Source organism: Pseudomonas flavescens (assembly GCF_013408425.1).
Taxonomy (GTDB): Bacteria; Pseudomonadota; Gammaproteobacteria; order Pseudomonadales; family Pseudomonadaceae; genus Aquipseudomonas; species Aquipseudomonas fulva_A.
Genome location: NZ_JACBYV010000001.1, coordinates 4,312,119 through 4,336,314, shown reverse-complemented (window position 1 = coordinate 4,336,314; position 24,196 = coordinate 4,312,119). Strand labels below are relative to the sequence as shown.

At 63.6% G+C, this 24,196-nt stretch carries 24 protein-coding genes; 11 read left to right on the top strand and 13 right to left on the bottom strand.

Annotated features, from left to right (window positions below; all coding sequences use genetic code 11):
* Window positions 1-111: 111 nt before the first annotated feature.
* Window positions 112-1,404 carry a glycine-betaine demethylase subunit GbcA gene (gene gbcA, locus FHR27_RS19460; protein WP_179539323.1) on the bottom strand — a complete coding sequence of 431 codons (1,293 nt, stop codon included), beginning with the start codon at window positions 1,402-1,404 and terminating at the stop codon, window positions 112-114.
* Between the two features lie 356 nt (window positions 1,405-1,760).
* Between gbcA and gbcB the strand changes: the two genes are divergently transcribed.
* Complete coding sequence (gene gbcB, locus FHR27_RS19455) at window positions 1,761-2,861, top strand: glycine-betaine demethylase subunit GbcB (protein WP_042553858.1); 1,101 nt, start codon at window positions 1,761-1,763, stop codon at window positions 2,859-2,861.
* 1,277 nt (window positions 2,862-4,138) lie between these two features.
* Here the strand turns inward: gbcB and FHR27_RS19450 are convergent.
* Entirely contained in the window at window positions 4,139-5,179 is a 1,041-nt protein-coding gene (locus tag FHR27_RS19450; protein ID WP_179539322.1) for a threonine aldolase family protein, read from the bottom strand.
* A 201-nt stretch (window positions 5,180-5,380) separates the two neighbouring features.
* Between FHR27_RS19450 and FHR27_RS19445 the strand changes: the two genes are divergently transcribed.
* From FHR27_RS19445 to fdhA, 9 genes are all read left to right on the top strand, one after another.
* Window positions 5,381-5,680 (top strand): hypothetical protein, encoded by a 300-nt coding sequence (locus FHR27_RS19445; RefSeq protein ID WP_042553860.1) that lies wholly within the window; start codon window positions 5,381-5,383, stop codon window positions 5,678-5,680.
* A gap of 134 nt (window positions 5,681-5,814) precedes the next feature.
* Window positions 5,815-6,525: a TraX family protein gene (locus FHR27_RS19440; protein ID WP_179539321.1), complete on the top strand. Its 711-nt coding sequence runs from the start codon at window positions 5,815-5,817 to the stop codon at window positions 6,523-6,525.
* Between the two features lie 168 nt (window positions 6,526-6,693).
* The gene (gene glyA / locus FHR27_RS19435) at window positions 6,694-7,947 is read left to right on the top strand and encodes a serine hydroxymethyltransferase (protein WP_042553862.1); all 1,254 of its coding nucleotides are present in this window, start codon (window positions 6,694-6,696) and stop codon (window positions 7,945-7,947) included.
* Window positions 7,948-8,061: 114 nt separating this feature from the next.
* Complete coding sequence (locus FHR27_RS19430) at window positions 8,062-9,312, top strand: sarcosine oxidase subunit beta family protein (RefSeq protein ID WP_042553863.1); 1,251 nt, start codon at window positions 8,062-8,064, stop codon at window positions 9,310-9,312.
* 55 nt (window positions 9,313-9,367) lie between these two features.
* The gene (locus FHR27_RS19425) at window positions 9,368-9,694 is read left to right on the top strand and encodes a sarcosine oxidase subunit delta (RefSeq protein WP_042553864.1); all 327 of its coding nucleotides are present in this window, start codon (window positions 9,368-9,370) and stop codon (window positions 9,692-9,694) included.
* Window positions 9,691-12,708 carry a sarcosine oxidase subunit alpha gene (locus FHR27_RS19420; RefSeq protein ID WP_179539320.1) on the top strand — a complete coding sequence of 1,006 codons (3,018 nt, stop codon included), beginning with the start codon at window positions 9,691-9,693 and terminating at the stop codon, window positions 12,706-12,708. Before FHR27_RS19425 ends, FHR27_RS19420 begins: the two co-directional genes overlap by 4 nt.
* Complete coding sequence (locus FHR27_RS19415) at window positions 12,701-13,330, top strand: sarcosine oxidase subunit gamma (protein WP_042553866.1); 630 nt, start codon at window positions 12,701-12,703, stop codon at window positions 13,328-13,330. The genes FHR27_RS19420 and FHR27_RS19415 overlap by 8 nt, the downstream gene beginning before the upstream one ends.
* Window positions 13,331-13,536: 206 nt before the next feature.
* The gene (purU, locus tag FHR27_RS19410) at window positions 13,537-14,394 is read left to right on the top strand and encodes a formyltetrahydrofolate deformylase (RefSeq protein ID WP_042553867.1); all 858 of its coding nucleotides are present in this window, start codon (window positions 13,537-13,539) and stop codon (window positions 14,392-14,394) included.
* A gap of 212 nt (window positions 14,395-14,606) precedes the next feature.
* On the top strand, window positions 14,607-15,806 hold the full coding sequence (gene fdhA / locus FHR27_RS19405) for a formaldehyde dehydrogenase, glutathione-independent (RefSeq protein ID WP_042553868.1): 1,200 nt from the start codon (window positions 14,607-14,609) through the stop codon (window positions 15,804-15,806).
* Window positions 15,807-15,855: 49 nt separating this feature from the next.
* On the opposite strand, the gene FHR27_RS19400 is transcribed toward fdhA, so the two are convergent.
* From FHR27_RS19400 to ubiE, 10 genes are all read right to left on the bottom strand, one after another.
* The gene (locus tag FHR27_RS19400) at window positions 15,856-16,746 is read right to left on the bottom strand and encodes an acyltransferase (protein ID WP_179539319.1); all 891 of its coding nucleotides are present in this window, start codon (window positions 16,744-16,746) and stop codon (window positions 15,856-15,858) included.
* A 223-nt stretch (window positions 16,747-16,969) separates the two neighbouring features.
* The gene (locus FHR27_RS19395) at window positions 16,970-17,677 is read right to left on the bottom strand and encodes a 16S rRNA (uracil(1498)-N(3))-methyltransferase (RefSeq protein ID WP_179539318.1); all 708 of its coding nucleotides are present in this window, start codon (window positions 17,675-17,677) and stop codon (window positions 16,970-16,972) included.
* Entirely contained in the window at window positions 17,674-18,465 is a 792-nt protein-coding gene (tatC, locus tag FHR27_RS19390; protein WP_042553871.1) for a twin-arginine translocase subunit TatC, read from the bottom strand. The genes FHR27_RS19395 and tatC overlap by 4 nt, the downstream gene beginning before the upstream one ends.
* Window positions 18,462-18,884, bottom strand: a complete 423-nt coding sequence (gene tatB, locus FHR27_RS19385) for a Sec-independent protein translocase protein TatB (RefSeq protein ID WP_179539317.1) — start codon at window positions 18,882-18,884, stop codon at window positions 18,462-18,464. The genes tatC and tatB overlap by 4 nt, the downstream gene beginning before the upstream one ends.
* 9 nt (window positions 18,885-18,893) lie before the next feature.
* The gene (locus FHR27_RS19380; RefSeq protein WP_042553873.1) at window positions 18,894-19,160 is read right to left on the bottom strand and encodes a twin-arginine translocase TatA/TatE family subunit; all 267 of its coding nucleotides are present in this window, start codon (window positions 19,158-19,160) and stop codon (window positions 18,894-18,896) included.
* A 24-nt stretch (window positions 19,161-19,184) separates the two neighbouring features.
* The gene (locus tag FHR27_RS19375) at window positions 19,185-19,544 is read right to left on the bottom strand and encodes a phosphoribosyl-ATP diphosphatase (RefSeq protein WP_179539316.1); all 360 of its coding nucleotides are present in this window, start codon (window positions 19,542-19,544) and stop codon (window positions 19,185-19,187) included.
* Complete coding sequence (gene hisI / locus FHR27_RS19370; RefSeq protein ID WP_042553875.1) at window positions 19,537-19,938, bottom strand: phosphoribosyl-AMP cyclohydrolase; 402 nt, start codon at window positions 19,936-19,938, stop codon at window positions 19,537-19,539. Before hisI ends, FHR27_RS19375 begins: the two co-directional genes overlap by 8 nt.
* A 54-nt stretch (window positions 19,939-19,992) precedes the next feature.
* A complete protein-coding gene (ubiB, locus tag FHR27_RS19365) occupies window positions 19,993-21,600 on the bottom strand; it encodes a ubiquinone biosynthesis regulatory protein kinase UbiB (protein WP_179539315.1) in 1,608 nt (535 codons plus the stop codon).
* On the bottom strand, window positions 21,597-22,214 hold the full coding sequence (locus FHR27_RS19360) for a ubiquinone biosynthesis accessory factor UbiJ (protein WP_042553877.1): 618 nt from the start codon (window positions 22,212-22,214) through the stop codon (window positions 21,597-21,599). Before FHR27_RS19360 ends, ubiB begins: the two co-directional genes overlap by 4 nt.
* A complete protein-coding gene (gene ubiE / locus FHR27_RS19355; RefSeq protein ID WP_042553878.1) occupies window positions 22,214-22,984 on the bottom strand; it encodes a bifunctional demethylmenaquinone methyltransferase/2-methoxy-6-polyprenyl-1,4-benzoquinol methylase UbiE in 771 nt (256 codons plus the stop codon). Before ubiE ends, FHR27_RS19360 begins: the two co-directional genes overlap by 1 nt.
* 147 nt (window positions 22,985-23,131) lie before the next feature.
* On the opposite strand from ubiE, the gene FHR27_RS19350 reads away from it, so the two are divergent.
* Window positions 23,132-23,410, top strand: a complete 279-nt coding sequence (locus tag FHR27_RS19350) for a polyhydroxyalkanoic acid system family protein (RefSeq protein ID WP_179539314.1) — start codon at window positions 23,132-23,134, stop codon at window positions 23,408-23,410.
* Window positions 23,411-23,709: 299 nt separating this feature from the next.
* On the opposite strand, the gene FHR27_RS19345 is transcribed toward FHR27_RS19350, so the two are convergent.
* The gene (locus FHR27_RS19345; protein ID WP_179539313.1) at window positions 23,710-24,183 is read right to left on the bottom strand and encodes a TIGR02444 family protein; all 474 of its coding nucleotides are present in this window, start codon (window positions 24,181-24,183) and stop codon (window positions 23,710-23,712) included.
* Window positions 24,184-24,196: the final 13 nt, after the last annotated feature.

Genomic DNA, 24,196 nt, shown 5'->3' with positions numbered 1-24,196 from the left:
GGGCACCAATTGGTGGGCTGAAGCCCACCCTACTGTTAGATGCGCGGCTGTAGGGTGGGCTTTAGCCCACCAAATCGAAGGTCCGCTTTCGCCTTCTTGCAGCCCTTGTTTTTACTGCGCCTTGACGTCGCGCAGGTAGGGCGCAGGCGCGGCGCCCAGGTTGTTGAGCATGCGGCCGCTGTACCAGTCGATGAAATTGACCACGCCGAACTCGTAGGTCTTCGAGTAGGGGCCGGGCTGGTAGGCGGTGGAGTTGATGCCGCGCTGGTTCTCTTCGGCCAGGCGGCGATCCTGGTCGTTGGTGGCATCCCATACCTGGCGCAGGCGGGCTACGTCGTAGTCGACGCCTTCGACGGCATCCTTGTGCACCAGCCATTTGGTGGTGACCATGGTCTCCTGGGCACTGATCGGCCACACGGTGAAGACGATCATGTGATCGCCCATGCAGTGGTTCCACGAGTGCGGCAGGTGGAGGATGCGCATCGAGCCCAGGTCGGGGTTCTGGATGCGGCCCATCAGCTTCTGGCTGCCCTGCTTGCCGTCCATGGTCATGGACACGGTGCCTTTGAGCAGGGGCATGCGCACGATGCGGTTACGCAGGCCGAAACCCGCGTGCAGGTAAGGGATCTTCTCGGCTTCCCACTTGGCCGCGGACTCGGCAACGTGATCCTTGAAGGCCTGGCTGGCACGCGGGTCGTTGGTGTCGTCCCATTCCAGCAGGGTGTTGAGCAGCTCCGGGTGCGAACCGTTGCAGTGGTAGCACTCGCGGTTGTTTTCCAGCACCAGTTTCCAGTTGGCCTTCTCGTACAGGTTGGTCTGCACCGCCACCTTGGCGTTCTCCATGTCGTACGGTTCCATGTAGTGCGACAGGGTGGCGAGGAATTCGTCGATGGCCGGTGGGTTCTCGGCCAGGGAGATGAAGATGTAGCCGCCAGCGGTCTTGCAGCTCACCGGCTTGAGGTTGTAGTCCTTGAGGTCGAAGTCGGCGCCCATTTCGGTGCCGGCGAACAGCAGGCGGCCATCCAGCTCGTAGGTCCACTGATGGTAGGGGCAGACCAGCTTGGCCACCTTGCCCTTGTCGCTGGTGCACAGGCGCGAGCCGCGATGCCTGCAGACGTTGTGGAAAGCATGCACGCTGCCCTCGGCACCGCGGATGACGATGATCGGGTTGTTGCCGATCTGCAGCGTCAGGTAATTACCCTTGGTGGGGATCTCGCAGGTCATGCCGGCGATCAGCCATTCCTTGTGGAAGATCTCCTGCATGTCGAGCTGGAACATGCGTTCGTCGTTATAGAACGGCTGTGGCAGGGAAAAGGTGCGCTCGCGGTTCTGCAGCATGTCGGCGGCTGCGGCGCGTGCCGGTTCCAGCGGGTCGCCAAGGCTCAGTGTGGAGGTGACGGTCATCGGAGAACTCCTCGTGGCGAGCGCGCTGCGCTGGCCGTGAAAGTGGCTATTGCGGTGGTACGCAAGGTGGCGCATCGCACCCCTGGGCGCCTGCCGATTGGCGCTTTTCAGAGGGGGCTGCGGCTGGCGCTCTTATCCTGTTCGGCTGGGGGCGAGTGTGGAGCCGGGCGCGGCGTGAACCTTATCCATGGGCGACATGCCCGAATCATTTCCCGACTCGGTAGGCCAGTGTCTACGGGGCAGGTCGCCGTTAGCATGCCGATGTCGCTGGCAGGTAAATGAACGACAGGTGCGTTGCGCACAATCGCGGCAGAGACAGGGCCGGTGAGCGGCCTGCGTGCGCGAGAGAAACGACCATGTCGAACGAATTCCTCTATCCCGTCACTACCCAGACCTGGAGCAATGGCCGCCACGTGGTGCGCTGCGTCAAGGTCATCCAGGAAACATGGGATGTGCGCACCTTCTGCTTCATGGCCGACCAGCCGGTGCTGTTCTTCTTCAAGCCGGGTCAGTTCGTCACCCTGGAGCTGGAGATCGAAGGCCGGCCGGTGATGCGCTCCTACACCATCTCCAGCTCACCCTCGGTGCCCTACAGCTTCTCCATCACCATCAAGCGGGTACCGGGCGGCAAGGTGTCCAACTGGTTGCACGACAACCTGTCCGAAGGCCAGGAGCTGGCGGTGCATGGTCCGGTCGGGCTGTTCAATGCCATCGATTTTCCGGCGGACAAGGTGCTGTTTCTCAGTGGCGGGGTGGGCATCACCCCGGTGATGTCGATGGCCCGCTGGTTCTACGACACCAATGCCAACGTCGACATGGTCTTCGTGCACAGCGCGCGCTCGCCCAAGGACATCATCTACCACCGTGAGCTGGAGCACATGGCGGCGCGGATCAACAACTTCAATCTGCACGTGATCTGCGAGAAGCATGGTCTGGGCGAAGCCTGGTCGGGCTATCGCGGCTACCTCAACGAGCCCATGTTGCAGCTGATGGCGCCGGACTATCTGCAGCGGGAGATCTTCTGCTGCGGGCCTACGCCCTACATGGCGGCGGTCAAGCGGCTGCTCGAGGCCAAGGGCTTCGATATGAGCCGCTACCACGAGGAGGCCTTCGGCCCGGTACCGGCAGACGTGCGCGAGGAGGTCAAGGAACTGGCCGAGCAGGCTGCCGATGCGCCGGACGTGCCGGCTGCCGATCTCAATCAGGTGGCATTCACCAGCACCGGCAAGAGCATTCAGGTCGGCCCTGGCGAGACGGTGCACGCGGCGGCGGCGAAGCTCGGGCTGCATATCCCCAAGGCATGCGGGATGGGGATTTGCGGAACCTGCAAGGTACTGAAGACGGCCGGCGATGTGGATATGGAGCACAACGGCGGGATCACCGACGAGGACGTGGCCGAGGGATACATCCTGTCCTGCTGCAGCGTGCCACGTAACGACGTGAGCATCGATTACTGACCGCTCCAGTCATTGGTCATAAAGTAGACAGCTTTGCCTGGGCCACGCAGCGCCTGGGCTGCAGGCGGTGTCGAACAGCTTATCCACAGCCGGGCACACAGTAATTGTGCGCAAGCTTGCTGGTTGATCGCTGCCCTGCTTCTGCAGATCACCTGGCGGTGTCAACTGCCAGGCCTCACCTGGCGTGGCGACGCGGGAGGCGATCGAAAATGCGCCAATTACCGACAGGCTTCGCAGGCGTTGACGCCTGGCCATCGCTGGACAGGTTATCCACAAGTGTATGCACAACTATTATGAATAACTTGCAGCCCTGCTCAGGTTGGCGGCGGCCTTGGTGGATACGTCAACCTCATGAAATCGTTCGTTTTTTGATCGCTGGCCTGCAAGCAGCGTGGATACTGGCCTGTAGGCGAGTGGCGACAGGTTATTCACAGCTTGATCCACGGACTTTGGGGGAAAGCGGGTCGCTGGATCAGTCATCTGTACACAGCCCCGCTCTTTATCGGGCGTCATCGGCAGCGCCGTCGCCCTGGCTCGGGCCCCTGTTCAGAAAATGATCATTGCGCTGAGGGCGCCGTATTCGGTGGCGTGCAGCCCGGTCTGAACACCTTATGCACAGGTAAGCGCACAGCTTCTGTGTGTAGATAACTTTCCAACCTGTTGAAATCGAACGTTTTTCAACCGAATCGCTGCAGCCCTCTGGTAGCGGGGTGTGTAGCGGTTTACCTACAGTTTATCCCCGTCATCATCCACGGATTGTGGGGACGGCTGTCCACAATGTGCCGGCAACGCTGCAAAAGTGCTGTGGATGAATCGATCGTCAAGTGGGCTGATCAAAAAAAGATCAGCTCTCTGTAGGCGCCGTGGTATGCGAGCTGCAGCTACATATGCACAGCTTGTGAAAGGGTTGCTGCACAGTGAATGTGCGTAACCCGCAGGGCAACTCATTGAAATAGAACGTTTTTTGTACGAATCGCCAGAGGCGCCGAGCTGCCTGGCGTGTAGCCTGTTGCCGACAGCTTATCCACACCATCGTCCACGTGATCTGGGGATGGTGTCGATGTTTATCCCCAGTTGCCTGAAATGGCTGCTTTCAGCAGACGTTACGCCGCCGAGTATGCTGTCGCCCGCAAACTACAGCGCAGCCGTGCTGATTCCCGCGCAGCGACAGGCCGTGGCTTTTATCCACAGAGTGCCTGAGATGTGTTGGAGGCTTTGCGAGGAGGGTGGGTGGATGAGGCGAGCGCCTCGATCCACCTTGCGTATCAAGCCGACGCTCAGCCGGCCATCACTTCGCGGATATCCGCGGCCAGTTGACGGACGCGGGCTTGTTCGGTGTCCCAGGAACACATGAAGCGTGCGCCACCGGCACCGATGAAGGTGTAGAAGCGCCAGCCGCGGGCGGTCAGGGCGGCGAGGGCCGGTTCGGACATCTGCAGGAACACGCCGTTGGCCTGCACCGGGAACATCAGGCTCACGCCGGGCACGTCTTCCACCAGACTGGCGAGCAGTTGTGCACAGTGGTTGGCGTGCTTGGCATAACGCAGCCAGGCATCGTTCTGCAGGATGCCGACCCAGGGTGCTGACAGGTAGCGCATCTTCGAGGCGAGTTGCCCGGCCTGTTTGCAGCGGTAGTCGAAGTCTTCGGCCAGCTCGCGGTTGAAGAACAGGATCGCTTCGCCGACTGCCATGCCGTTCTTGGTGCCGCCGAAGCAGAGCACGTCGACACCGGCTTTCCAGGTCAGGTCCGCCGGGCTGCAGCCGAGGAAGGCGCAAGCATTGGAGAAGCGCGCGCCGTCCATGTGCAGGTGCAGGCCGAGTTCCTCGCAGGTCTGGCTGATCGCGCGGATTTCTTCGGGGCTGTAAACGGTGCCGACTTCGGTGGCCTGGGTGAGGGTCACCACGCGGGGTTTGGGGTAGTGGATGTCCTTGCGCTTTAGCGCGATCTCGCGGATCGACGCGGGCGTCAGTTTGCCCTGCTCGGTATGGGCGGTAAGCAGCTTGGAGCCGTTGGAGAAGAATTCCGGCGCGCCGCACTCGTCGGTCTCGACGTGGGCGGTCTCCGAGCAGATCACGCTGTGGTAGCTCTGGCACAGCGCGGAGAGCGCCAGGGAGTTGGCGGCGGTGCCGTTGAAGGCGAAGAACACGTCGCAGTCGGTTTCGAACAGGCTGCGGAAGTGGTCGGCGGCGCGGGCCGTCCATTCGTCGTCGCCATAGGCGCGCTGGTGGCCCTGATTGGCTTCTGCCATGGCTTCCCAGGCCTCGGGGCAGATGCCCGAGTAGTTGTCGCTGGCGAATTGCTGGGAGTTGTCGGGCATTGGAAAATCCTTGTCTGCTTCGCCCCAACCGGGCGTATGCCGCTACTTTAGCCCGCCTTGGCCAGCCTTAGAACTCGCTGGCGCGACATATTGTTCAGGGCTCGTCGAGGGCAATCATTCTGAACTCACGGCAGTCTGTGGGCTCACAAAGCAGAGAGTCGTAATCAAGGACTCGCCGATTCCAAGCTACAGGAGCCCACCATGAGCTACCGTCATCTGATCGCACTTTTCGCACCGCTCGCCTTCGCCTTGCCGGCCGTGGCAGCCGAACCCTGGTCCCCCGAAGCCAAGTCGACCTTCGTGCAGGAGTGCGTGAAAGGCGCCCAGTCCGGCCACTCGCAAGAGAAGCTGACGGCGTTCTGCGACTGCGCTGCGACCAAGGTCAGCGAGGAGTTCAGTGAGGCCGAAATGGCCGAAATGAGCAAGCAGGTGCCGCCGGATGCCGCGCTGCAGCAGCGCTTGGTCACGGCCTCGAGCAGCTGCAACACCAAACTGCAGTAAGCCTCGAACCGGCGGCGCAGGGTTTAGCCCTGCGCCGCCTTCTGATTTGCGTCGAGGCAGCCAGAGCCTCTACCGTGCAGCCTCATATCCCAGCGTGACGCGTGCACATGCCTCCAGCATCACTTGCTCAGCCAATGCCTTTCGGCCGTGACGCGGCCCTCGATCTGATCAAATGGCTGGCGCTGCTGACCATGCTGATCGATCACCTTCGCCATGTCTGGCCCTCCCTGTATTTCCTCTACGTACCTGGTCGTCTGGCCTTTCCATTGTTCTGTCTGGCCATTGCTGCCAACGTTGCGCGACCGAGAGTGGGTGATTCCGGCGCCGTATCGCTGAGTTATCTCGGCTGGTTGCTGCTGTTCTCGCTGCTATCGGAGTGGCCCTACCGGCTGCTGGTGCCCTCGGCGGAATCGCTCAACGTGCTGCCGACCCTGGTGCTCGGCCTGCTGATCGCCAATGCGGTGCAGCGCCCGCAGCCCCAGGCCTGCTGGCTGGGTGGGGCGGCGCTGTTGATCGCCGTGTTCGGCCATGAGTGGCTGATGTTCGGCGCTTTCGGCGCGGTATTGCCGGCGGCGTTCCTGCTGGCGCTGCGCAAGCCTTATGGCGCCTGGCTGCTGCCGATGGTCTGCTGCCTGGCGGCCAACTACTGGGCGCCTTTCTATCGCGACGCCGCCCGGGGCGACCCGTTCGCCTGGAGCGTGCTCGCCATCTGCCTGTTCGCCCCGCTGGTCGGTCTGCTGCTGTTGCGCATCCGTCCGCCATTCCCGGTACCACCGGTACGACGCTGGGCCTATCTGTTCTATCCCGGGCACTTTCTCGCGCTGGTCGCACTGCGCTTCATCTGAGTGTGCGGCATGTGCAATTGCGACACTCGGTCATGTCGCAAACGCAATCTCCCGTGGCGTGCATAGGCATCTGGTTCTCGAGGGCGAGTCATACCATCGCTGCAACAAGACTCATATCGAGCAACCGAGCCAGATGCGGCGCCTTCAGGCGCCTCGGGGAGATACGTGATGTTCAGCAAGCAAGATCAGATCCAGGGCTACGATGACGCACTGCTCAGCGCGATGAATGCCGAGGAGCGTCGTCAGGAACATCACATCGAACTGATCGCCTCGGAAAACTACACCAGCAAGCGGGTGATGGAGGCGCAGGGCAGCGGGCTGACCAACAAGTACGCCGAAGGCTATCCGGGCAAGCGCTACTACGGCGGTTGCGAGCACGTGGACAAGGTCGAGGCGCTGGCCATCGAGCGCGCCAAGCAGCTGTTCGGCGCCGATTACGCCAACGTGCAGCCGCACTCCGGTTCTTCCGCCAACTCTGCTGTGTACCTGGCGCTGTTGCAGCCCGGCGACACCATTCTCGGCATGAGCCTGGCCCATGGCGGCCACCTGACCCACGGGGCCAAGGTCAGCTCGTCCGGCAAGCTGTACAACGCCGTGCAGTACGGTATCGATACCGACACCGGGCTGATCGACTACGACGAAGTCGAGCGCCTGGCCATCGAGCACAAGCCGAAGATGGTGGTTGCCGGCTTCTCCGCTTACTCCAAGACCCTGGATTTCCCGCGTTTTCGTGCCATCGCCGACAAGGTCGGCGCCTACCTGTTCGTCGACATGGCCCACGTTGCCGGTCTCGTTGCGGCTGGTCTGTATCCGAACCCGATTCCCCTTGCGGACGTGGTCACCACCACCACCCACAAGACCCTGCGCGGGCCCCGTGGCGGCCTGATCCTCGCCAAGGCCAACGAAGAGATCGAGAAGAAACTCAACGCTGCGGTATTCCCCGGTGCCCAGGGCGGCCCGTTGATGCATGTGATCGCCGGCAAGGCGGTGTGCTTCAAGGAGGCGCTGGAGCCTGGCTTCAAGGATTACCAGGCGCAGGTCATCAAGAACGCCCAGGCCATGGCCGAGGTGTTCATCGAGCGCGGTTTCGATGTGGTGTCCGGTGGTACCGACAACCACCTGTTCCTGCTCTCGCTGATCAAGCAGGGCATCACCGGCAAGGATGCCGACGCAGCCCTCGGGCGCGCTGGCATCACGGTGAACAAGAACGCCGTGCCCAACGATCCGCAGTCACCGTTCGTGACCTCCGGCCTGCGTATCGGTACGCCAGCGGTCACCACCCGTGGTTTCAAGGAAGCCCAGTGCCGTGAACTGGCAGGCTGGATCGCCGACATCCTCGAGCATCTCGGCGATGCCGATGTCGAGGCTCAGGTAGCCGGCCTGGCTGCCGGGCTGTGTGCCGACTACCCGGTGTATCGCTAATTCGTAGGGTGGGAGGCGCTGTTTCCTTCCACCGCGCATCGGTGGATCGGTAAAGCGTGATCCACCCTACGGGCCGCCAGCCAGACGGCAACACCCAGAATTCAGGAGTCTCCCATGCAGCGCTATTCCGGCTTCGGCCTGTTCAAGCATTCCTTCAGTCACCACGAAAACTGGCAACGCATGTGGCGCAATCCGACTCCCAAACCGGTGTATGACGTGATCATCGTCGGCGGTGGCGGGCATGGCCTGGCCACAGCCTACTACCTGGCCAAGGAGTTCGGCGTGAAGAACGTCGCCGTGGTCGAGAAGGGCTGGCTGGGCGGTGGCAACACCGCACGTAACACCACCATCGTGCGTTCCAACTATTTGTGGGACGAGTCCGCGCACCTCTACGAGCACGCGATGAAGTTGTGGGAAGGTCTATCGCAAGACCTGAACTACAACGTCATGTTTTCCCAGCGCGGTGTGTTCAATCTCGGCCACACCTTGCAGGACATGCGTGACATCGAGCGCCGCGTCAGCGCCAACCGCCTCAATGGGATCGATGGCGAGGTGGTCGATGCCAAGCAGGTGGCGGAGATGATTCCCTACCTCGATTGCTCGAAGAACACCCGTTACCCGGTCCTCGGTGCCTCGTTGCAGCGCCGCGGTGGCGTCGCCCGTCACGACGCCGTGGCCTGGGGTTTCGCCCGCGCCGCCGACGCCCTGGGCGTCGACCTGATCCAGCAGACCGAAGTCATTGGCTTTCGCAAGCAGGACGGCGCGGTGATCGGCGTGGAAACCAGCAAGGGCTTCATCGGCGCCAAGCGCGTCGGCGTGGTCGCCGCCGGTAACTCCGGTCACCTGGCCAAGCTCGCCGGCTTCCGCCTGCCGCTGGAATCGCACCCGCTGCAGGCGCTGGTCTCCGAGCCGATCAAACCCATCATCGACACGGTGATCATGTCCAACGCCGTGCACGGTTACATCAGCCAGTCGGACAAGGGCGACTTGGTCATCGGCGCCGGGATTGACGGCTACAACGGCTACGGCCAGCGCGGTTCCTATCCGACCATCGAACACACCCTGCAGGCCATCGTCGAGATGTTCCCGGTGCTCTCGCGGGTGCGCATGAACCGTCAGTGGGGCGGCATCGTCGACACCACGCCGGACGCCTGCCCGATCATCGCCAAGACCCCGGTGAAGAACCTGTTCTTCAACTGCGGCTGGGGCACCGGTGGCTTCAAGGCCACGCCAGGCTCGGGCAACGTGTTCGCGGCCAGCCTGGCCAAGGGCGAGATGCATCCGCTGGCCAAGGCCTTCTCCATCGAGCGCTTCCACAACGGTGCGCTGATCGACGAGCACGGCGCAGCCGGTGTGGCGCACTGATTTTGGCGCCCTCTCTCGCTGAGAGAGGGACGATGGTTTTCTGGAGGTACCGAACATGCTGCACATCTTCTGCCCTCACTGTGGCGAACTGCGTTCCGAAGAAGAATTCCACGCTGGCGGCCAGGCGCACATTCCCCGCCCGCTGGATCCGAATGCCTGCACCGATGCGCAGTGGGGCGAGTACCTGTTCTTCCGCGACAACCCGCGTGGCATCCACCACGAGCTGTGGATTCACGCAGCAGGCTGCCGTCAGTACTTCAACGTCACCCGCCACACGGTGAGCTACGAGATTCTCGAAACCTACAAGATTGGCGAGCGCCCCAGCGTCACTGAGGCTTCGCTCGCCGAGAAGAAGGCCGTCGACCAAGGAGTAACGGCATGAGCCAGGTCAATCGTCTTTCCCAGGGTGGCCGCATCGATCGCAGCCAGCCGCTGACCTTCAGCTTCAACGGCCAGACCTATCAGGGTTATGCCGGCGACACCCTGGCCGCCGCGTTGCTGGCCAACGGCGTCGACGTGATCGGCCGCAGCTTCAAGTACTCGCGCCCGCGCGGCATCGTTGCCGCCGGCGCCGAAGAGCCCAATGCCGTGCTGCAGATCGGTTCCGCCGAAGCGGCGCAGATCCCCAACGTGCGGGCAACTCAGCAGGCGCTGTACGCGAACCTGACGGCCACCAGCACCAATGGCTGGCCGAGCGTCAACACCGACCTGATGGGGATTCTCGGCAAGGTCGGCGGCGGCATGATGCCGCCCGGTTTCTACTACAAGACCTTCATGTACCCGCAGAACCTCTGGCTGACGTACGAGAAGTACATCCGCAAGGCTGCAGGCCTCGGCCGCGCGCCAAAAGAGAACGACCCGGATATCTACGACTACCTGAACCAGCACTGCGACGTGCTGGTGGTCGGTGCCGGCCCTGCCGGGCTGGCTGCAGCCCTGGCCGCCGGCCGCAGTGGCGCCCGGGTCATTCTCGCCGATGAACAGGAAGAGCTCGGTGGCAGCCTGCTCTCTACCCGCGAGATGCTCGACGACAAGCCGGCTGCCGAGTGGGCCGCCAAGGCCATCGCCGAGCTGCAGGCCATGCCGGAAGTGACCCTGTTGGCGCGTGCCACGGTCAACGGTTACCACGACCACAACTTCCTCACCATTCACCAGCGCCTCACCGACCACCTCGGCGAAGTCGCGCCAATCGGCCAACCGCGCCAGCGCCTGCACCGTGTGCGTGCTGGCCGCGTGGTGCTGGCCACCGGCGCCCACGAGCGCCCGCTGGTGTATGCCAACAACGACGTGCCCGGCAACATGCTGGCCGATGCCGTGTCGACCTACGTGCGCCGTTATGGCGTGGCGCCCGGGCAGAAGCTGGTGCTGTCGACCAACAACGATTACGCCTACCGCGTGGTGCTGGACTGGCTCGACGCCGGTCGCCAGGTGGTGGCCGTGGCGGACGCGCGCAGCAACCCGCGCGGCAGCTGGGTCGAGGAAGCGCGCCGACGTGGCGTGCGCGTGCTCACCGGCAGCGCTGTGGTCGAGGCGCGTGGCAGCAAGCGTGTCACCGGTGCGCGCATCTGCGCCATCGACGCTGCCAGGCACAAGGTCACCAGCCCGGGCGAGACCCTCGACTGCGACCTGATCGTCAGCTCCGGCGGCTACAGCCCGGTGGTGCACCTGGCGTCGCACCTTGGCGGTCGTCCGGTCTGGCGTGAAGACATCCTCGCTTTCGTGCCGGGTGACGGTTTCCAGAAACGTCATTGCGCCGGTGCCGTGAACGGTGTGTTCGGCATGGGCGACAGCCTCGCCGATGGTTTCGAAGCCGGTGCCAAGGCGGCCGCCGAGGTGGGCTTCCAGCCGGTGAGCGGCACGCTGCCGAAGGCCGAGAAGCGCATCGAGGAAGCGTCGATTGCGCTGTTCCAGGTGCCGCACGACAAGAACACCGCGCGTGCACCGAAGCAGTTCGTCGATCAGCAGAACGACGTCACCGCCGCCGGTATCGAGCTGGCCACGCGGGAGGGCTTCGAGTCGGTCGAGCACGTCAAACGCTACACCGCGCTGGGCTTCGGTACCGACCAGGGCAAGCTGGGCAACATCAACGGCCTGGCCATCGCCGCCCGTTCGCTGGGCATCAGCGTCAGTGAGATGGGCACCACCATGTTCCGCCCGAACTACACCCCGGTGACCTTCGGCGCCATCGCCGGCCGTCATTGTGGCGATCTGTTCGAGCCCAAGCGCTACACCGCCATGCAGAAATGGCACCTGGAAAACGGCGCCGAGTTCGAGGACGTCGGCCAGTGGAAGCGCCCCTGGTACTTCCCGAAAAAAGGTGAAGACCTGCACGCCGCCGTGGCCCGCGAGTGCCTGGCCGTGCGTAACGCGGTGGGCATTCTCGACGCCTCGACCCTGGGCAAGATCGACATTCAGGGCCCGGATGCGCGCGAGTTCCTCAACCGCGTGTACACCAACGCCTGGACCAAGCTGGACGTGGGCAAGGCCCGCTACGGCCTGATGTGCAAGGAAGACGGCATGGTCTTCGACGACGGCGTGACGGCCTGCCTGGCCGACAACCATTTCGTCATGACCACCACCACTGGCGGCGCTGCCCGCGTGATGGAATGGCTGGAGATCTATCATCAGACCGAATGGCCGGAGCTGAAGGTGTACTTCACCTCGGTCACTGACCACTGGGCGACCATGACCCTGTCCGGCCCCAGCAGCCGCAAGCTGCTGGCCGAAGTCACCGATATCGACCTGGACAAGGACGCCTTCCCGTTCATGACCTGGAAGGAAGGCAACGTCGGCGGCGTGCCGGCGCGCGTATTCCGGATCTCCTTCACCGGTGAGCTGAGCTACGAAGTCAACGTCCAGGCCAACTATGCCCTGGGGGTGTGGGAGAAGATCATCGCCGCCGGCCAGAAGCACGGCCTGACTCCATACGGCACCGAGACCATGCACGTGCTGCGTGCCGAGAAGGGCTTCATCATCGTCGGCCAGGATACCGATGGCTCGGTCACCCCGGACGACCTGAACATGGGCTGGTGCGTCGGGCGTACCAAGCCGTTCTCCTGGATCGGCTGGCGCGGCATGAATCGCGAAGACACCCTCAAGGAAGACCGCAAGCAACTGGTCGGCCTCAAGCCGGTGGATCCGAACAAGGTGCTGCCAGAAGGCGCGCAACTGGTGTTCGACCCCAAGCAGCAGATTCCGATGACCATGGTTGGCCACGTCACCTCCAGCTACATGAGCGCCGCGATGGGCCATTCCTTCGCCATGGCCCTGGTCAGGGGCGGCCTCAAGCGCATCGGCGAGCGGGTCTTCGCGCCGCTGGTCGATGGCAGCGTGATCGAGGCCGAAATCGTCAGCTCCGTGTTCTATGACCCGAAAGGGGATCGCCAGAATGTCTAACGCCAATCTTTATCAGCAACGCCCTGCCGACATCGCCGGGCAGTCGTCCCTGCACCATGCCGGGTTGCACGAATTGGCCGGCAAGGGCCGCCAGGGCGCTGGCGTCAGCCTGCGCGAGAAGAGCCTGCTCGGCCATCTGGTCCTGCGTGGCGACGCCGACGATGCCAATTTTGCCGGTGGTGTACACAAGGCCCTCGGCCTGGAGCTGCCGGGCGCACTGACCCTGGTAGCCAACGGCGATACCTCGCTGCAGTGGCTGGGCCCGGATGAATGGCTGCTGATCGTGCCTGGCGGCAGCGAGTTCGAGGTCGAGCGCACGCTGCGCGAGACCCTGGATGGTCAGCATATTTCGGTGGTCAACGTCAGCGGTGGGCAAACCCTGCTGGAGCTGCGTGGGCCCAAGGTGCGCGAGCTGCTGATGAAGTCCAGCAGCTACGACGTTCACCCGAAAAACTTTCCGGTGGGCAAGGCGGTCGGCACGGTGTTCGCCAAGTCCCAACTGGTGATTCGCCGCACTGGCGAGGAGACCTGGGAACTGCTGATCCGCCGCAGCTTCTCCGACTACTTCTGGCTGTGGCTGCAGGATGCCAGCGCCGAGTACGGGCTGGCCGTGGAGGCCTGAGGTCTCTTTGCTGTAACCCACTGTGGGAGCGGGCCATGCCCGCGAAAAATCGCGGGCATGGCCCGCTCCCACAGAATAAATGCTGACCGTCGCTCCTGCTTTAGCTTCACCACTCCCAAAGGCCGCGCACTAGCGCAGCCAATGACGCTCCCCGTCGTGCACTGCCGGCCGGCGCATGGGAGCGATCACCACAAGGAATCGCTTTCATGAGCCGCACCCCCGACACCTGGATTCTCACCGCTCACTGCCCGAGCCTGCTGGGCACCGTGGATGTGGTGACCCGCTACCTGTTCGAGCAGGGCTGCTATGTCACCGAGCACCACAGCTTCGATGACCGGCTGGCCAGCCGCTTCTTCATCCGCGTCGAATTCCGCGTCCAGGCCGATTTCGACGAGGCGGCGTTTCTCGCCGGCCTCGATGAGCGCACCGCGCCCTTCGAGATGCGCACCGAGCTGACGCCGCCAGGCTATCGCGCCAAGGTGGTGATCATGGTCTCCAAGGCCGATCATTGCCTCAACGATCTGCTCTACCGTCAGCGCACCGGCCAGTTGCCGATGGACATCACCGCGATCGTCTCCAACCACCCGGACCTCAAGCCCCTGGCCGATTGGCACGGCATCCCGTATCACCACTTCGCCCTCGACCCCAACGACAAGCCGGCGCAGGAACGCAGGGTGCTGCAGGTGGTCGAGGACACCGGCGCCGAACTGGTGGTGCTCGCTCGCTACATGCAGGTGCTGTCCGCCGAGCTGTGCCGCAGGCTCGACGGCCGGGCGATCAACATCCACCACTCGCTGCTGCCCGGCTTCAAGGGCGCGAAACCCTATCACCAGGCCTATCAGAAGGGGGTGAAGCTGGTCGGCGCCACGGCTCACTTCATCAACAATGACCTCGACGAAGGGCCGATCATCACCCAGGGGGTGGAAAGCGTCGATCATGCGCACTACCCCGAGGATCTGGTGGCAAAAGGCCGGGATATCGAGTGCCTGACGCTGGCCCGGGCCGTGGGCTACTTCCTCGAGCGGCGCGTGTTCCTCAACGCCAACCGCACCGTCGTGCTCTGACTGGCGCGGGTGCCGCGCACAGAACGCTCGCTGTCGGTTTTGTCCCCATGGCAGCGCCAAGCGCTCGCTAGTCTGCCTAGACCGTTTGCGCCACCAGTCGGCGCGACCACTCGGTAGCCGTCCTGCCCTTACCGGCGGGTGCCGAGACAGACGCTTCAATACTCCATTGCAGGGCCTGCGTGCCTTGTATCCACAACAAGAAGGAGATTCATATGTCTGGTAATCGCGGTGTCGTCTATCTCGGCACGGGCAAGGTCGAAGTTCAGAAGATCGATTATCCGAAGATGCAGGATCCGCGTGGTCGCAAGATCGAGCACGGGGTCATCCTCAAGGTGGTTTCCACCAATATCTGCGGCTCCGACCAGCACATGGTGCGCGGTCGCACCACCGCCCAGGTCGGCCTGGTACTGGGCCACGAGATCACTGGTGAGGTGATCGAAAAGGGCAGCGATGTCGAGAACCTGAAGATCGGTGATCTGGTGTCCGTGCCCTTCAACGTCGCCTGTGGCCGCTGCCGCTCCTGCAAGGAACAGCACACCGGCGTGTGCCTGACCGTCAACCCGGCGCGTGCCGGTGGCGCCTATGGCTACGTCGACATGGGCGACTGGACCGGTGGCCAGGCCGAATACGTGCTGGTGCCCTACGCCGACTTCAACCTGTTGAAACTGCCTGATCGCGACAAGGCGATGGAGAAAATCCGCGACCTGACCTGCCTGTCCGACATTCTGCCCACCGGTTATCACGGCGCGGTCACCGCAGGCGTGGGGCCGGGCAGCACCGTGTATATCGCCGGTGCCGGCCCGGTCGGCCTTGCCGCAGCGGCTTCGGCACGGCTGCTTGGCGCCGCGGTGGTGATCGTCGGCGACGTCAACCCGGTGCGCCTGGCCCACGCCAAGGCCCAGGGCTTCGAGATCGCCGACCTGTCCAAGGACACGCCGCTGCACGAACAGATCGCCGACCTGCTCGGTGAGCCGGAAGTGGATTGCGCCGTCGACGCGGTGGGCTTCGAGGCCCGTGGCCACGGCCATGCCGGTGCCCAGCACGAAGCACCGGCCACGGTACTCAACTCGTTGATGGGCGTGGTTCGGGTGGCCGGCAAGATCGGTATTCCCGGCCTCTACGTCACCGAGGACCCGGGCGCGGTGGATGCGGCGGCGAAGATCGGCAGCCTGAGCATCCGCTTCGGCCTCGGCTGGGCCAAGTCGCACAGCTTCCACACCGGGCAGACCCCAGTGATGAAGTACAACCGTGCTCTGATGCAGGCCATCATGTGGGACCGCATCAACATCGCCGAAGTGGTTGGCGTGCAGGTCATCAGCCTGGAAGACGCCCCCCGTGGCTACGGCGAGTTCGATGCTGGCGTGCCGAAGAAATTCGTCATCGACCCGCACAAGACCTTCAGCGCGGCGTGATCGATGCCGGCGGGGCTCGCTGAGCCTCGCCGCTTCCACTGCCCAGCAATCAGCGTATTTCCCGCCTCAGTTGCGCGATCAGCGCATCCTTCTCTTCCCACAGGCCACTGACCCAGTTCTGCACGTACAGGCGGAATTCGTCGTCGTTCTGGTAGTCGCCCTGCCACAGCGCAGGCTCGAGCGGCCGTGTGCGGATATCCATGATGACCTGGGGTACCTGGCCGCTGATCAGCTTCCAGAAACCGGGCGGTGTGCCTTCCGGGTAGACGATGGTGACGTCGAGGATGGCGTCCAGTTGTTCGCCCAACGCCGCCAGCACGAAGGCCACACCGCCCGCCTTGGGCTTGAGCAGATGGCGGTAGGGCGAGCCCTGCTGCGCCTGTTTGGCCGGGGTGAAGCGCGTACCTTCCAGGTAGTTGACGACCGTGACCGGCAGATCGCGAAATTTCTCGCAGGCACGACGGGTGATGTCCAGATCCTGCCCTTTGAGGTGCGGGTGCTTCTCCAGCTTGGCCTTCGAATAGCGCTTCATGAATGGATAGTCCAGCGCCCAGAACGCCAAGCCGAGAAAGGGCACCCAGATCAGCTGCTGCTTGAGGAAGAACTTGAAGTAGGGCGTCTTGCGGTTGAACGCCTGCACCAGTGCCGGGATGTCGACCCAGGATTGGTGATTGCTGATGATCAGGTAGGAGGTGTCCTGCCGCAGCTCACCGCCGCCGCGAATATCCCAGTGGGTCGGAGTGAGCGCTGCGAAGATGCGTTTGCAGTTCTCCGCCCAGAACTCGGCGACCCACATGACCTGGCGTGAGCAGGCAGCCTTCAGTGGCTTGCCCGGCAGCAAGAACTTGCCGAGGGCGATGAGCAGCATCGGCCCGATCAGAATCAGGGTGTTGAACAGCAGCAGGACGATAACGGTGAGGCCGGTGAGCAGGCGGCGCATGGCAGCTCCTTGGGGGGCGCGAGGTGTTCATCATAGGCAGACAGGATGCTGGCGCCAAATCGGTACGGTGAGCAAGGCGTTACTCGCTGTGCATAGTGCCGATCAGTCACGGGCATCTATCCAGTGGGAGCGGGCCATGCCCGCGAAATCACGGGCATGGACTAGGCGTCCCCGCGTGTTCCCACCGATCATGCGCTGATGTCCGCTTCTGCTAATGGCTCGCTCAGAACAACCTGGCCAGCAGGGCGGTGACCGCCGTTTCCACGCGCAGAATACGCTCGCCGAGCTGCACGGGCTGCAGGCCGGCCTCGGCCAGTTTGTCCACCTCGTAGGGGATCCAGCCGCCCTCGGGGCCGATGGCCAGGGTAACCGGCTGCTCGACGGCGCGGGGGCACGCCGGATAGAGGCCGGGGTGGCCGACCAGACCGAGGGTGCCAGCTGCCAGTTGCGGCAGGCGATCCTCGACGAAGGGCTTGAAGCGCTTCTCGACGATCACCTCGGGCAGCACCGTATCGCGGGCCTGTTCCAGGCCGAGAATCAACTGCTCGCGAATCGCCGCTGGCTCGAGAAAGGGCGTCTGCCAGAAGCTCTTTTCCACCCGGTAGCTGTTGAGCAGGATCAGCCGTGGCACGCCCATGGCGGCCACGCTTTGCAACACGCGCTTGAGCATCTTCGGTCGCGGCAGGGCGAGCAGCAGGGTCAGCGGCAGCTTGGCTGGTGGTGGCTGGTCGAAGCTGACCTGCAGCTCGGCGCTATTGGCGTCCAGCTGCAGCAACTGGCCGCCGCCCATCTCACCGCCGAGGCGGCCGACCCGCAGGGTGTCGCCGCTTTCGGCGCGGTGCACTTCATGCAGGTGGGTCAGGCGTCGTCCATCGAGGCGCACGCGGTCGGCGGCGATGAAGTCGCCGTCCTCGAGGAGCAGCAGGTTCATGCTTGCGTGCTGGGCGGCTGATCGGCCGGGGCTTCCTCGTCCTCGTCGGGCTCGCCGCGACGCGTACGAATCAGGCTGCCGGCAATGATGCCCAGCTCGAACAGCAGCCACATCGGCACGGCCAGCAGGGTCTGCGAGAAGATGTCCGGTGGCGTCAGGATCATGCCGACCACGAAGCAGCCGATGATCACGTAGGGACGAATCTTGCGCAGGTACTCGACATCGACCACGCCGATCCAGATCAGCAGCACCACGGCCACGGGTATCTCGAAGGCCACGCCAAAGGCGAAGAACAGCGTCATCACGAAGTCGAGGTAGCTGGCGATGTCGGTCATCATCGACACACCTTCGGGCGTCACGCTGGCGAAGAAGTGGAAGATGATCGGAAAGACCAGGAAGTAGGCGAAGGCCATGCCGCTGTAGAACAGAATGATGCTGGAGACCAGCAGCGGGATGGCGATGCGCTTCTCGTGCTTGTACAGGCCCGGCGCGATGAAGCCCCAGACCTGATGCAGGATCACCGGCATGGCCAGGAACACCGCGACGATCATGGTCAGTTTGAACGGGGTGAGGAACGGCGAGGCCACATCGGTGGCGATCATCGTCGCGCCTTCCGGCAGGTACTGGCGCAGCGGGGCGGAAACCAGGGTGTAGATCTTCTGTGCGAAGTAGAACAGGCCTGCGAAGATCAGGAAGATCGCCGCGACGCAGCGCAGCAGGCGCGTACGCAACTCGGCGAGATGGGAAACCAGCGGCATTTCCTGGTCGTTGTCGGAGAGTCGACTCATGGTTGCGGCGTCTTGTCCTGGCTGGCGACGGGCGCCGGGGCTGGCGGTGTGACAGAAGCTGGAGCAGGCTCAGCCGGAGCTACCGGAGCTACCGGAGCTACCGGAGCTGACTCGGCGACGGGCGCCGATTGCTGCGCGGGCGGTGGCACTGCCGCTTGGGGGGCTGGCGGCAGGATATCGTTCTTGACCGCCTGCATTTCCCGCTCGAGCTCGAGGATATGTTCGTTATGCAACTGGCGACGGATTTCGTCAGCGCCGATTTCGCGCTCGACCTCCGACTTGATCGCATTGAAGCTGCGTTTTATGCGGCCGATCCACAAGCCTGCGGTGCGCGCAGCGCCGGGCAGGCGTTCGGGGCCGAGCACCAGCAGGGCAATCAGCCCGACCAGCAGCAGCTCGCTGAAACTGATACCGAACATGCTCTGGCCTCAGTCCTTGCGCAGCGGTTCTTCGACCTTGCTGGCCTGGCCTTCCACGGTATGCGGCTGGTTCAGCGGCGCTTGCTGCTGATAAGGCTGCTGCGGCTGCTGAGCCTGAGGTTCGGCCGGCTTGCCCTCGTCTTCGTTCATCGCCTTGCGGAAACCCTTGATGGTCTCACCGACGTCGGAGCCGAGGTTCTTGAGTTTCTTGGTGCCGAACACCAGCACGACGACGATAAGGATGACTACCCAGTGTTTCCAATCGAAAATGCCCATGCTGCATTGTCCTCGTCAGAGTCTTTATTGAGTGTCGCTGTCGCTGTCGCTGTCGCTGTCGCTTCGTGCGGCTTTTTCCGCATGCCCGGACAGGCCGAAACGGCGATCCAGTTCATCCAGCACCGCCTGCGGGTGCTGATCCAGTGCGGCCAGCATGACCATGCTGTGGAACCACAGGTCGGCGGTTTCGTAGATCAGGTCGCTGCAGTCACCGCTGGTGGCAGCGTCCTTGGCGGCAAGAATGGTTTCCACCGACTCTTCGCCGACCTTCTCCAGAATCTTGTTCAGGCCCTTGTGGTACAGGCTGGCCACGTAAGAGCTGTCTGGCGCCGCGCCCTTGCGCGATTCCAGCACTTCGGCCAAGCGCTTGAGGGTATCAGTCATGGCGGTGTTCCGGTGCATATATGGTGTGCGGATCTTTCAAGACGGCATCGACGGTCTTCCACGCGCCATTCTCGAATACCCGATAGAAGCAACTTTCGCGCCCGGTATGGCAGGCGATGCCGCCGAGCTGCTCGACCATCAGCACGATCACGTCGGCATCACAGTCCAGGCGCAGTTCATGAAGCTTCTGCACGTGACCGGACTCCTCGCCCTTGCGCCACAGCTTGCCACGCGAGCGTGACCAGTAGATGGCGCGCTGCTCGCTGGCGGTCAGGGCCAGTGCCTCGCGGTTCATCCAGGCCATCATGAGGATGCGCCCGGTCAGGTGATCCTGGGCGATGGCCGGCACCAGGCCGTCGTCGTTCCAGTTGATTTCATCTAGCCAGTCGTTCATTGCTTTTCCGTCTTCATATCTGGAGCCAAGTGTGCCAGCCAGGGCGCTGGCTGGCTATCGGCGCAGGATCAGGTACAGACCGCTTGCGGTCATCAGCCAGGCCGGCCAGGCAAGGCTCGGCTCGCTCAGGTTGGCGACGCCCAGGGCCAGTACCACGCCGCCGCCGATCAGCGCTGCACCGATCAGGCGCAGGGTCCAGCTGTCGCGTTCACGCCATGGTGGTGGCGGATCGTTGGCGTGGGGCTGGGCCATGCGTTCGAGCAGGCTGCGGGTCATGTTGGCCAGGTGCGGCACCTGCTCGACCTGGCTCTGCAGGTTGTGCAAGAGGTTGCGCGGGCTGACGCGCTGGCGCATCCAGCGCTCGAGGAACGGCTGGGCGGTCGTCCACAGATCCAGGTCCGGGTACAACTGGCGGCCCAGGCCTTCGATGTTGAGCAGGGTCTTCTGCAGCAGCACCAGTTGCGGCTGGATCTCCATGTTGAAGCGCCGCGCGGTCTGGAACAGGCGCATCAGCAGCAGGCCGAAGGAGATGTCCTTGAGCGGGCGCTCGAAGATCGGTTCGCACACGGTGCGGATCGCCGCTTCGAAATCGTTGACCTGAGTCTCCTGGGGCACCCAGCCGGAATCGATGTGCAGCTGCGCTACCTTGCGGTAGTCGCGCTTGAAGAAGGCCACCAGATTGCGCGCCAGGTAGTCCTGATCCTCGGATGTGAGGCTCCCGATGATGCCGCAGTCGATGGCGATGTACTGCGGGTTCCATGGCGTTCGCGTGCTGACGAAGATGTTGCCCGGGTGCATGTCGGCATGGAAGAAACTGTGGGTGAACACCTGGGTGAAGAAGATCTCCACGCCGCGTTCGGCCAGCAGTTTCATGTCGGTGCGCTGGTCGGCCAGGGTTGCCAGATCGGTGACCTGAATGCCGTAGATGCGCTCCATGACCAGCACCTTGGGGCGGCACCAGTCCCAGTAGACCTGAGGCACGTAGAGCAGGTCCGAGCCCTCGAAGTTGCGCCGCAGCTGGCTGGCGTTGGCCGCCTCGCGCAGCAGGTCGAGTTCGTCGTAGATGGTCTTTTCGTAGTCGCTGACCACGTCCACCGGGTGCAGGCGGCGGGCTTCGGCGGAGGCGCGTTCGGCCAGCTTGGCGAGCAGGAACAGCCAGGCCATGTCGGCGCGGATGATCGGCTTGAGGCCGGGGCGCACCACCTTGACCACCACTTCCTCGCCACTTTTCAGCCGTGCCGCGTGCACCTGGGCGACGGAGGCCGACGCCAGGGGCTCGGTGTCGAAGCGGGCGAACGCCTGGCTGACCGGCACGCCCAGTTGCTCCTCGATCAGGGCAATGGACTTGGTCGGGTCGAACGGCGGCACGCGATCCTGCAGGTGGGTCAGCTCATCGGCGATATCCGGCGGCAGCAGGTCACGGCGAGTGGACAGCAACTGGCCGAACTTGATGAAGATCGGCCCCAGTTCCTCGAGGGCCAGGCGCAGGCTCTCGCCACGGCTCAGCGACGCCTTGCCGCGCGGCACCCAGCGCCAGGGCAGCAGGAAGCGCGGTGCACGCAGCCAGAAGGGCAGCGGCAGAGCGAACAGCAGGTCATCCAGGCGGTAGCGGATGACCACGTAGAGAATGCGCAACAGACGACGAACGGCAAGCAGCTTCATGCGATGGGCTTATGGCGTTGGGCGAGGCGCTCGATGCGCGCGTCGAGACGGTCGAGGGAAAGTTTCAGGTCATCCAGTTCGGCGAAGCGCGCCTCGGCCTCGCGGCGGCCGACCAGCGTGCGCGATTCTTCGCTGAGGTAATCGGCCAGGCTCAGTTGCAGGCTGTGCAGATTGTCTCGCGTCCAGCCCGTGCGGCTGCGCAGGTGACCGGCCAGCAATGGCGTGGCGATCGGGCCGAGCCAGCGCGACAGCTCGTATTCCCAGTCCAGCTCGAGATCCTGCAGCACGCCGGCCAGCTCCATCAGCACGCCGCTGTCGCCATCGAGGTCGACCTCCGGCGCGTGCAGCACGGCCTGCTTGTCCCTGGCCAGCGCCAGGCGCAGCAGAGCGCTGGCCGGCGCGCGCAGGGTGCAGTCGATCTGCCCCGCCCACTGGCTGGCCAGGCGCAGGCCTTCGCCATCGGCGAGGATGAACAGTTGGAATGCCGGTGCGCGCGATTCGACCGCAATCACCCGGCCATTGAGCCGGGCCAGGCGTGGCAGGGCGGTGCTGTCCAGCGCCAGTACGCGGTTGAGACCGCGCTCGACGCCGGCGAGCAGGGCCAGGGTCAGCATCAGGGCTTGATACCGCGGTGTAGGGCGACGATGCCGCCGGTCATGTTGTGGTAGGTCACGCGGTCGAAACCGGCATCGAGCATCATCGCCTTGAGGGTGTCCTGATCCGGGTGCATGCGGATCGACTCGGCCAGGTAGCGATAGCTCTCGGCGTCGTTGGTCACCAGCTTGCCCACCAGCGGCATGAAGTTGAACGAGTAGGTGTCGTAGACCTTGGACAACAGGCTGCTCTTGGGCTTGGAGAACTCCAGCACCAGCAGGCGACCGCCGGGCTTGAGCACGCGCAGCATGGAGGCGATGGCGGCGTCCTTGTGGGTGACGTTGCGCAGGCCGAAGGCGATGGTCACGCAGTCGAAATGGTTGTCCGGGAAGGGCAGCTTTTCGGCGTCGGCCTGGACGAATGCGATGTTGCCCGACACGCCGCGGTCGAGCAGGCGGTCACGGCCGACCTTGAGCATCGAGGCGTTGATATCGGCCAGCACCACTTCGCCGGTCTCGCCGACGATGCGCGAGAACTGGCGGGCCAGGTCACCGGTGCCGCCAGCGATGTCCAGTACGCGGTTGCCGCTGCGCACGCCGGACAGCTCGATGGTGAAGCGCTTCCACAGACGGTGCATGCCGCCGGAAAGCAGGTCGTTCATCAGGTCGTACTTGGCAGCCACCGAATGGAACACTTCGGCGACCTTCTCCGCTTTTCTGCTTTCCGGAACATCCTGGAAGCCGAAGTGGGTGGTGGGTTCGCTGCCGTCGTTCTTGCGCGGATCGTTCATGTCGCCCTTTCCTGAAATCCGAGGCTCTATAAAGCCGAGTGGGGGCATTCTAAACCTAAAACCCCGGGCCAGGCTGCAAGCGCGGTAGTGGGTCACAGGTGCTTCTTGTATATTCCCCCGCCAGCGATTTCAGTCAGGAGAGCCTTGATGGCCAAAATTACCGTCGACCGTCCCCACAATCTGGGGATAGAGGCCGCCCGGGGCAAGGCCGAAAAGCTCGCCGAGCGCCTGGCGCGCGAATACGACGTGCGTTACCAGTGGAACGGCGACACCCTCGAATTCAAGCGCAGTGGCGCCGACGGACGGATCGAGGTCAGCGAGGACCGCGTTAACCTGCACCTCAATCTCGGCCTCCTGCTTTCGGTGATGAGCGGCAAGATCAAGAGCGAAATCGAAGAAGTGCTGGATCGGGAGTTGCAAGCCTGACCCCGACAGGGCCTCTGTGCTTTCGTGGGTTCATGCGTCACCGGTTCACCGTGGGGCTATCGGGCAGGCTGTGTGAAAACTACGGCGCTCGCCATGCTGGGTTACAAACCCGCTGGAATTGCAGCCCAGTCAAAATGCTCATTTACAACGCCTAAACTGCGCTTGCGACTCACTACGTTCGCCCTGCGGGCCAGTCTTCGGCTGTTACTGCGCTGCGCTACGTTTCGCCGGCGGGGGCGCCCAGCCCTTGCCTGCCCTTCGCTCGCTACGTTTTCACACGGCCTGCGGGATGGTCCTTCTCATAGCCGAGCCTGATCCAGGCCATGGCTGAGGCTCGCACCATACAGGTGCTCCCGGGCCTGTACGGCTGGCACAGCCAGAGCCTCCAGCCAGAGGCGTTGCTGGCTGCCCGGCTGCCGGACTCTGTCCTGAGCCAATGTCTCCAGGCGCTTCAGTTGTTCCCGCTCCGCATCCAATTCCAGTCGTTTGACTTGCTGCCGCAGCGCGGCGAGCGCCGTATCTTGTTGCGCTGGTGTGCGCCACGCCTGGCGCAGGCTTCTGAGCGGTTTGACGACATCGTGCTGCCATTGCGTTGAAACTCGCCGCAATTGCCCTTCGAGAGCGTCGTCATATGGCGTGCCGCGGCGATCCAGCCACAGCCCGCAGAGCAGCAGGCAGACATCCGCACCGGCGGCCTGCAGTTCCAGGCACGCGGCTTCGACGCCTGGGCGCGCGTAGAGGGTGGTGGCGAAGCTCCATAGGTCAGCGGTCATGCGTGCTCCGAGT

Coding starts and splice junctions, on each gene's coding strand:
- FHR27_RS19375 (WP_179539316.1), bottom strand. CDS start 19,544: ATGACTGATACCCTCAAGCGCTTGGCCGAAGTGCTGGAATCGCGCAAG.
- ubiE (WP_042553878.1), bottom strand. CDS start 22,984: ATGAACGATCCGCGCAAGAACGACGGCAGCGAACCCACCACCCACTTC.
- ubiB (WP_179539315.1), bottom strand. CDS start 21,600: ATGAAGCTGCTTGCCGTTCGTCGTCTGTTGCGCATTCTCTACGTGGTC.
- FHR27_RS19380 (WP_042553873.1), bottom strand. CDS start 19,160: ATGGGCATTTTCGATTGGAAACACTGGGTAGTCATCCTTATCGTCGTC.
- FHR27_RS19360 (WP_042553877.1), bottom strand. CDS start 22,214: ATGCTGACCCTGGCCCTGCTCGCCGGCGTCGAGCGCGGTCTCAACCGC.
- gbcA (WP_179539323.1), bottom strand. CDS start 1,404: ATGACCGTCACCTCCACACTGAGCCTTGGCGACCCGCTGGAACCGGCA.
- FHR27_RS19395 (WP_179539318.1), bottom strand. CDS start 17,677: ATGAACCTGCTGCTCCTCGAGGACGGCGACTTCATCGCCGCCGACCGC.
- fdhA (WP_042553868.1), top strand. CDS start 14,607: ATGTCTGGTAATCGCGGTGTCGTCTATCTCGGCACGGGCAAGGTCGAA.
- tatB (WP_179539317.1), bottom strand. CDS start 18,884: ATGTTCGGTATCAGTTTCAGCGAGCTGCTGCTGGTCGGGCTGATTGCC.
- FHR27_RS19415 (WP_042553866.1), top strand. CDS start 12,701: ATGTCTAACGCCAATCTTTATCAGCAACGCCCTGCCGACATCGCCGGG.
- FHR27_RS19445 (WP_042553860.1), top strand. CDS start 5,381: ATGAGCTACCGTCATCTGATCGCACTTTTCGCACCGCTCGCCTTCGCC.
- FHR27_RS19345 (WP_179539313.1), bottom strand. CDS start 24,183: ATGACCGCTGACCTATGGAGCTTCGCCACCACCCTCTACGCGCGCCCA.
- tatC (WP_042553871.1), bottom strand. CDS start 18,465: ATGAGTCGACTCTCCGACAACGACCAGGAAATGCCGCTGGTTTCCCAT.
- FHR27_RS19450 (WP_179539322.1), bottom strand. CDS start 5,179: ATGCCCGACAACTCCCAGCAATTCGCCAGCGACAACTACTCGGGCATC.
- FHR27_RS19430 (WP_042553863.1), top strand. CDS start 8,062: ATGCAGCGCTATTCCGGCTTCGGCCTGTTCAAGCATTCCTTCAGTCAC.
- FHR27_RS19420 (WP_179539320.1), top strand. CDS start 9,691: ATGAGCCAGGTCAATCGTCTTTCCCAGGGTGGCCGCATCGATCGCAGC.
- FHR27_RS19425 (WP_042553864.1), top strand. CDS start 9,368: ATGCTGCACATCTTCTGCCCTCACTGTGGCGAACTGCGTTCCGAAGAA.
- glyA (WP_042553862.1), top strand. CDS start 6,694: ATGTTCAGCAAGCAAGATCAGATCCAGGGCTACGATGACGCACTGCTC.
- FHR27_RS19350 (WP_179539314.1), top strand. CDS start 23,132: ATGGCCAAAATTACCGTCGACCGTCCCCACAATCTGGGGATAGAGGCC.
- gbcB (WP_042553858.1), top strand. CDS start 1,761: ATGTCGAACGAATTCCTCTATCCCGTCACTACCCAGACCTGGAGCAAT.
- FHR27_RS19440 (WP_179539321.1), top strand. CDS start 5,815: ATGCCTTTCGGCCGTGACGCGGCCCTCGATCTGATCAAATGGCTGGCG.
- purU (WP_042553867.1), top strand. CDS start 13,537: ATGAGCCGCACCCCCGACACCTGGATTCTCACCGCTCACTGCCCGAGC.
- FHR27_RS19400 (WP_179539319.1), bottom strand. CDS start 16,746: ATGCGCCGCCTGCTCACCGGCCTCACCGTTATCGTCCTGCTGCTGTTC.
- hisI (WP_042553875.1), bottom strand. CDS start 19,938: ATGAACGACTGGCTAGATGAAATCAACTGGAACGACGACGGCCTGGTG.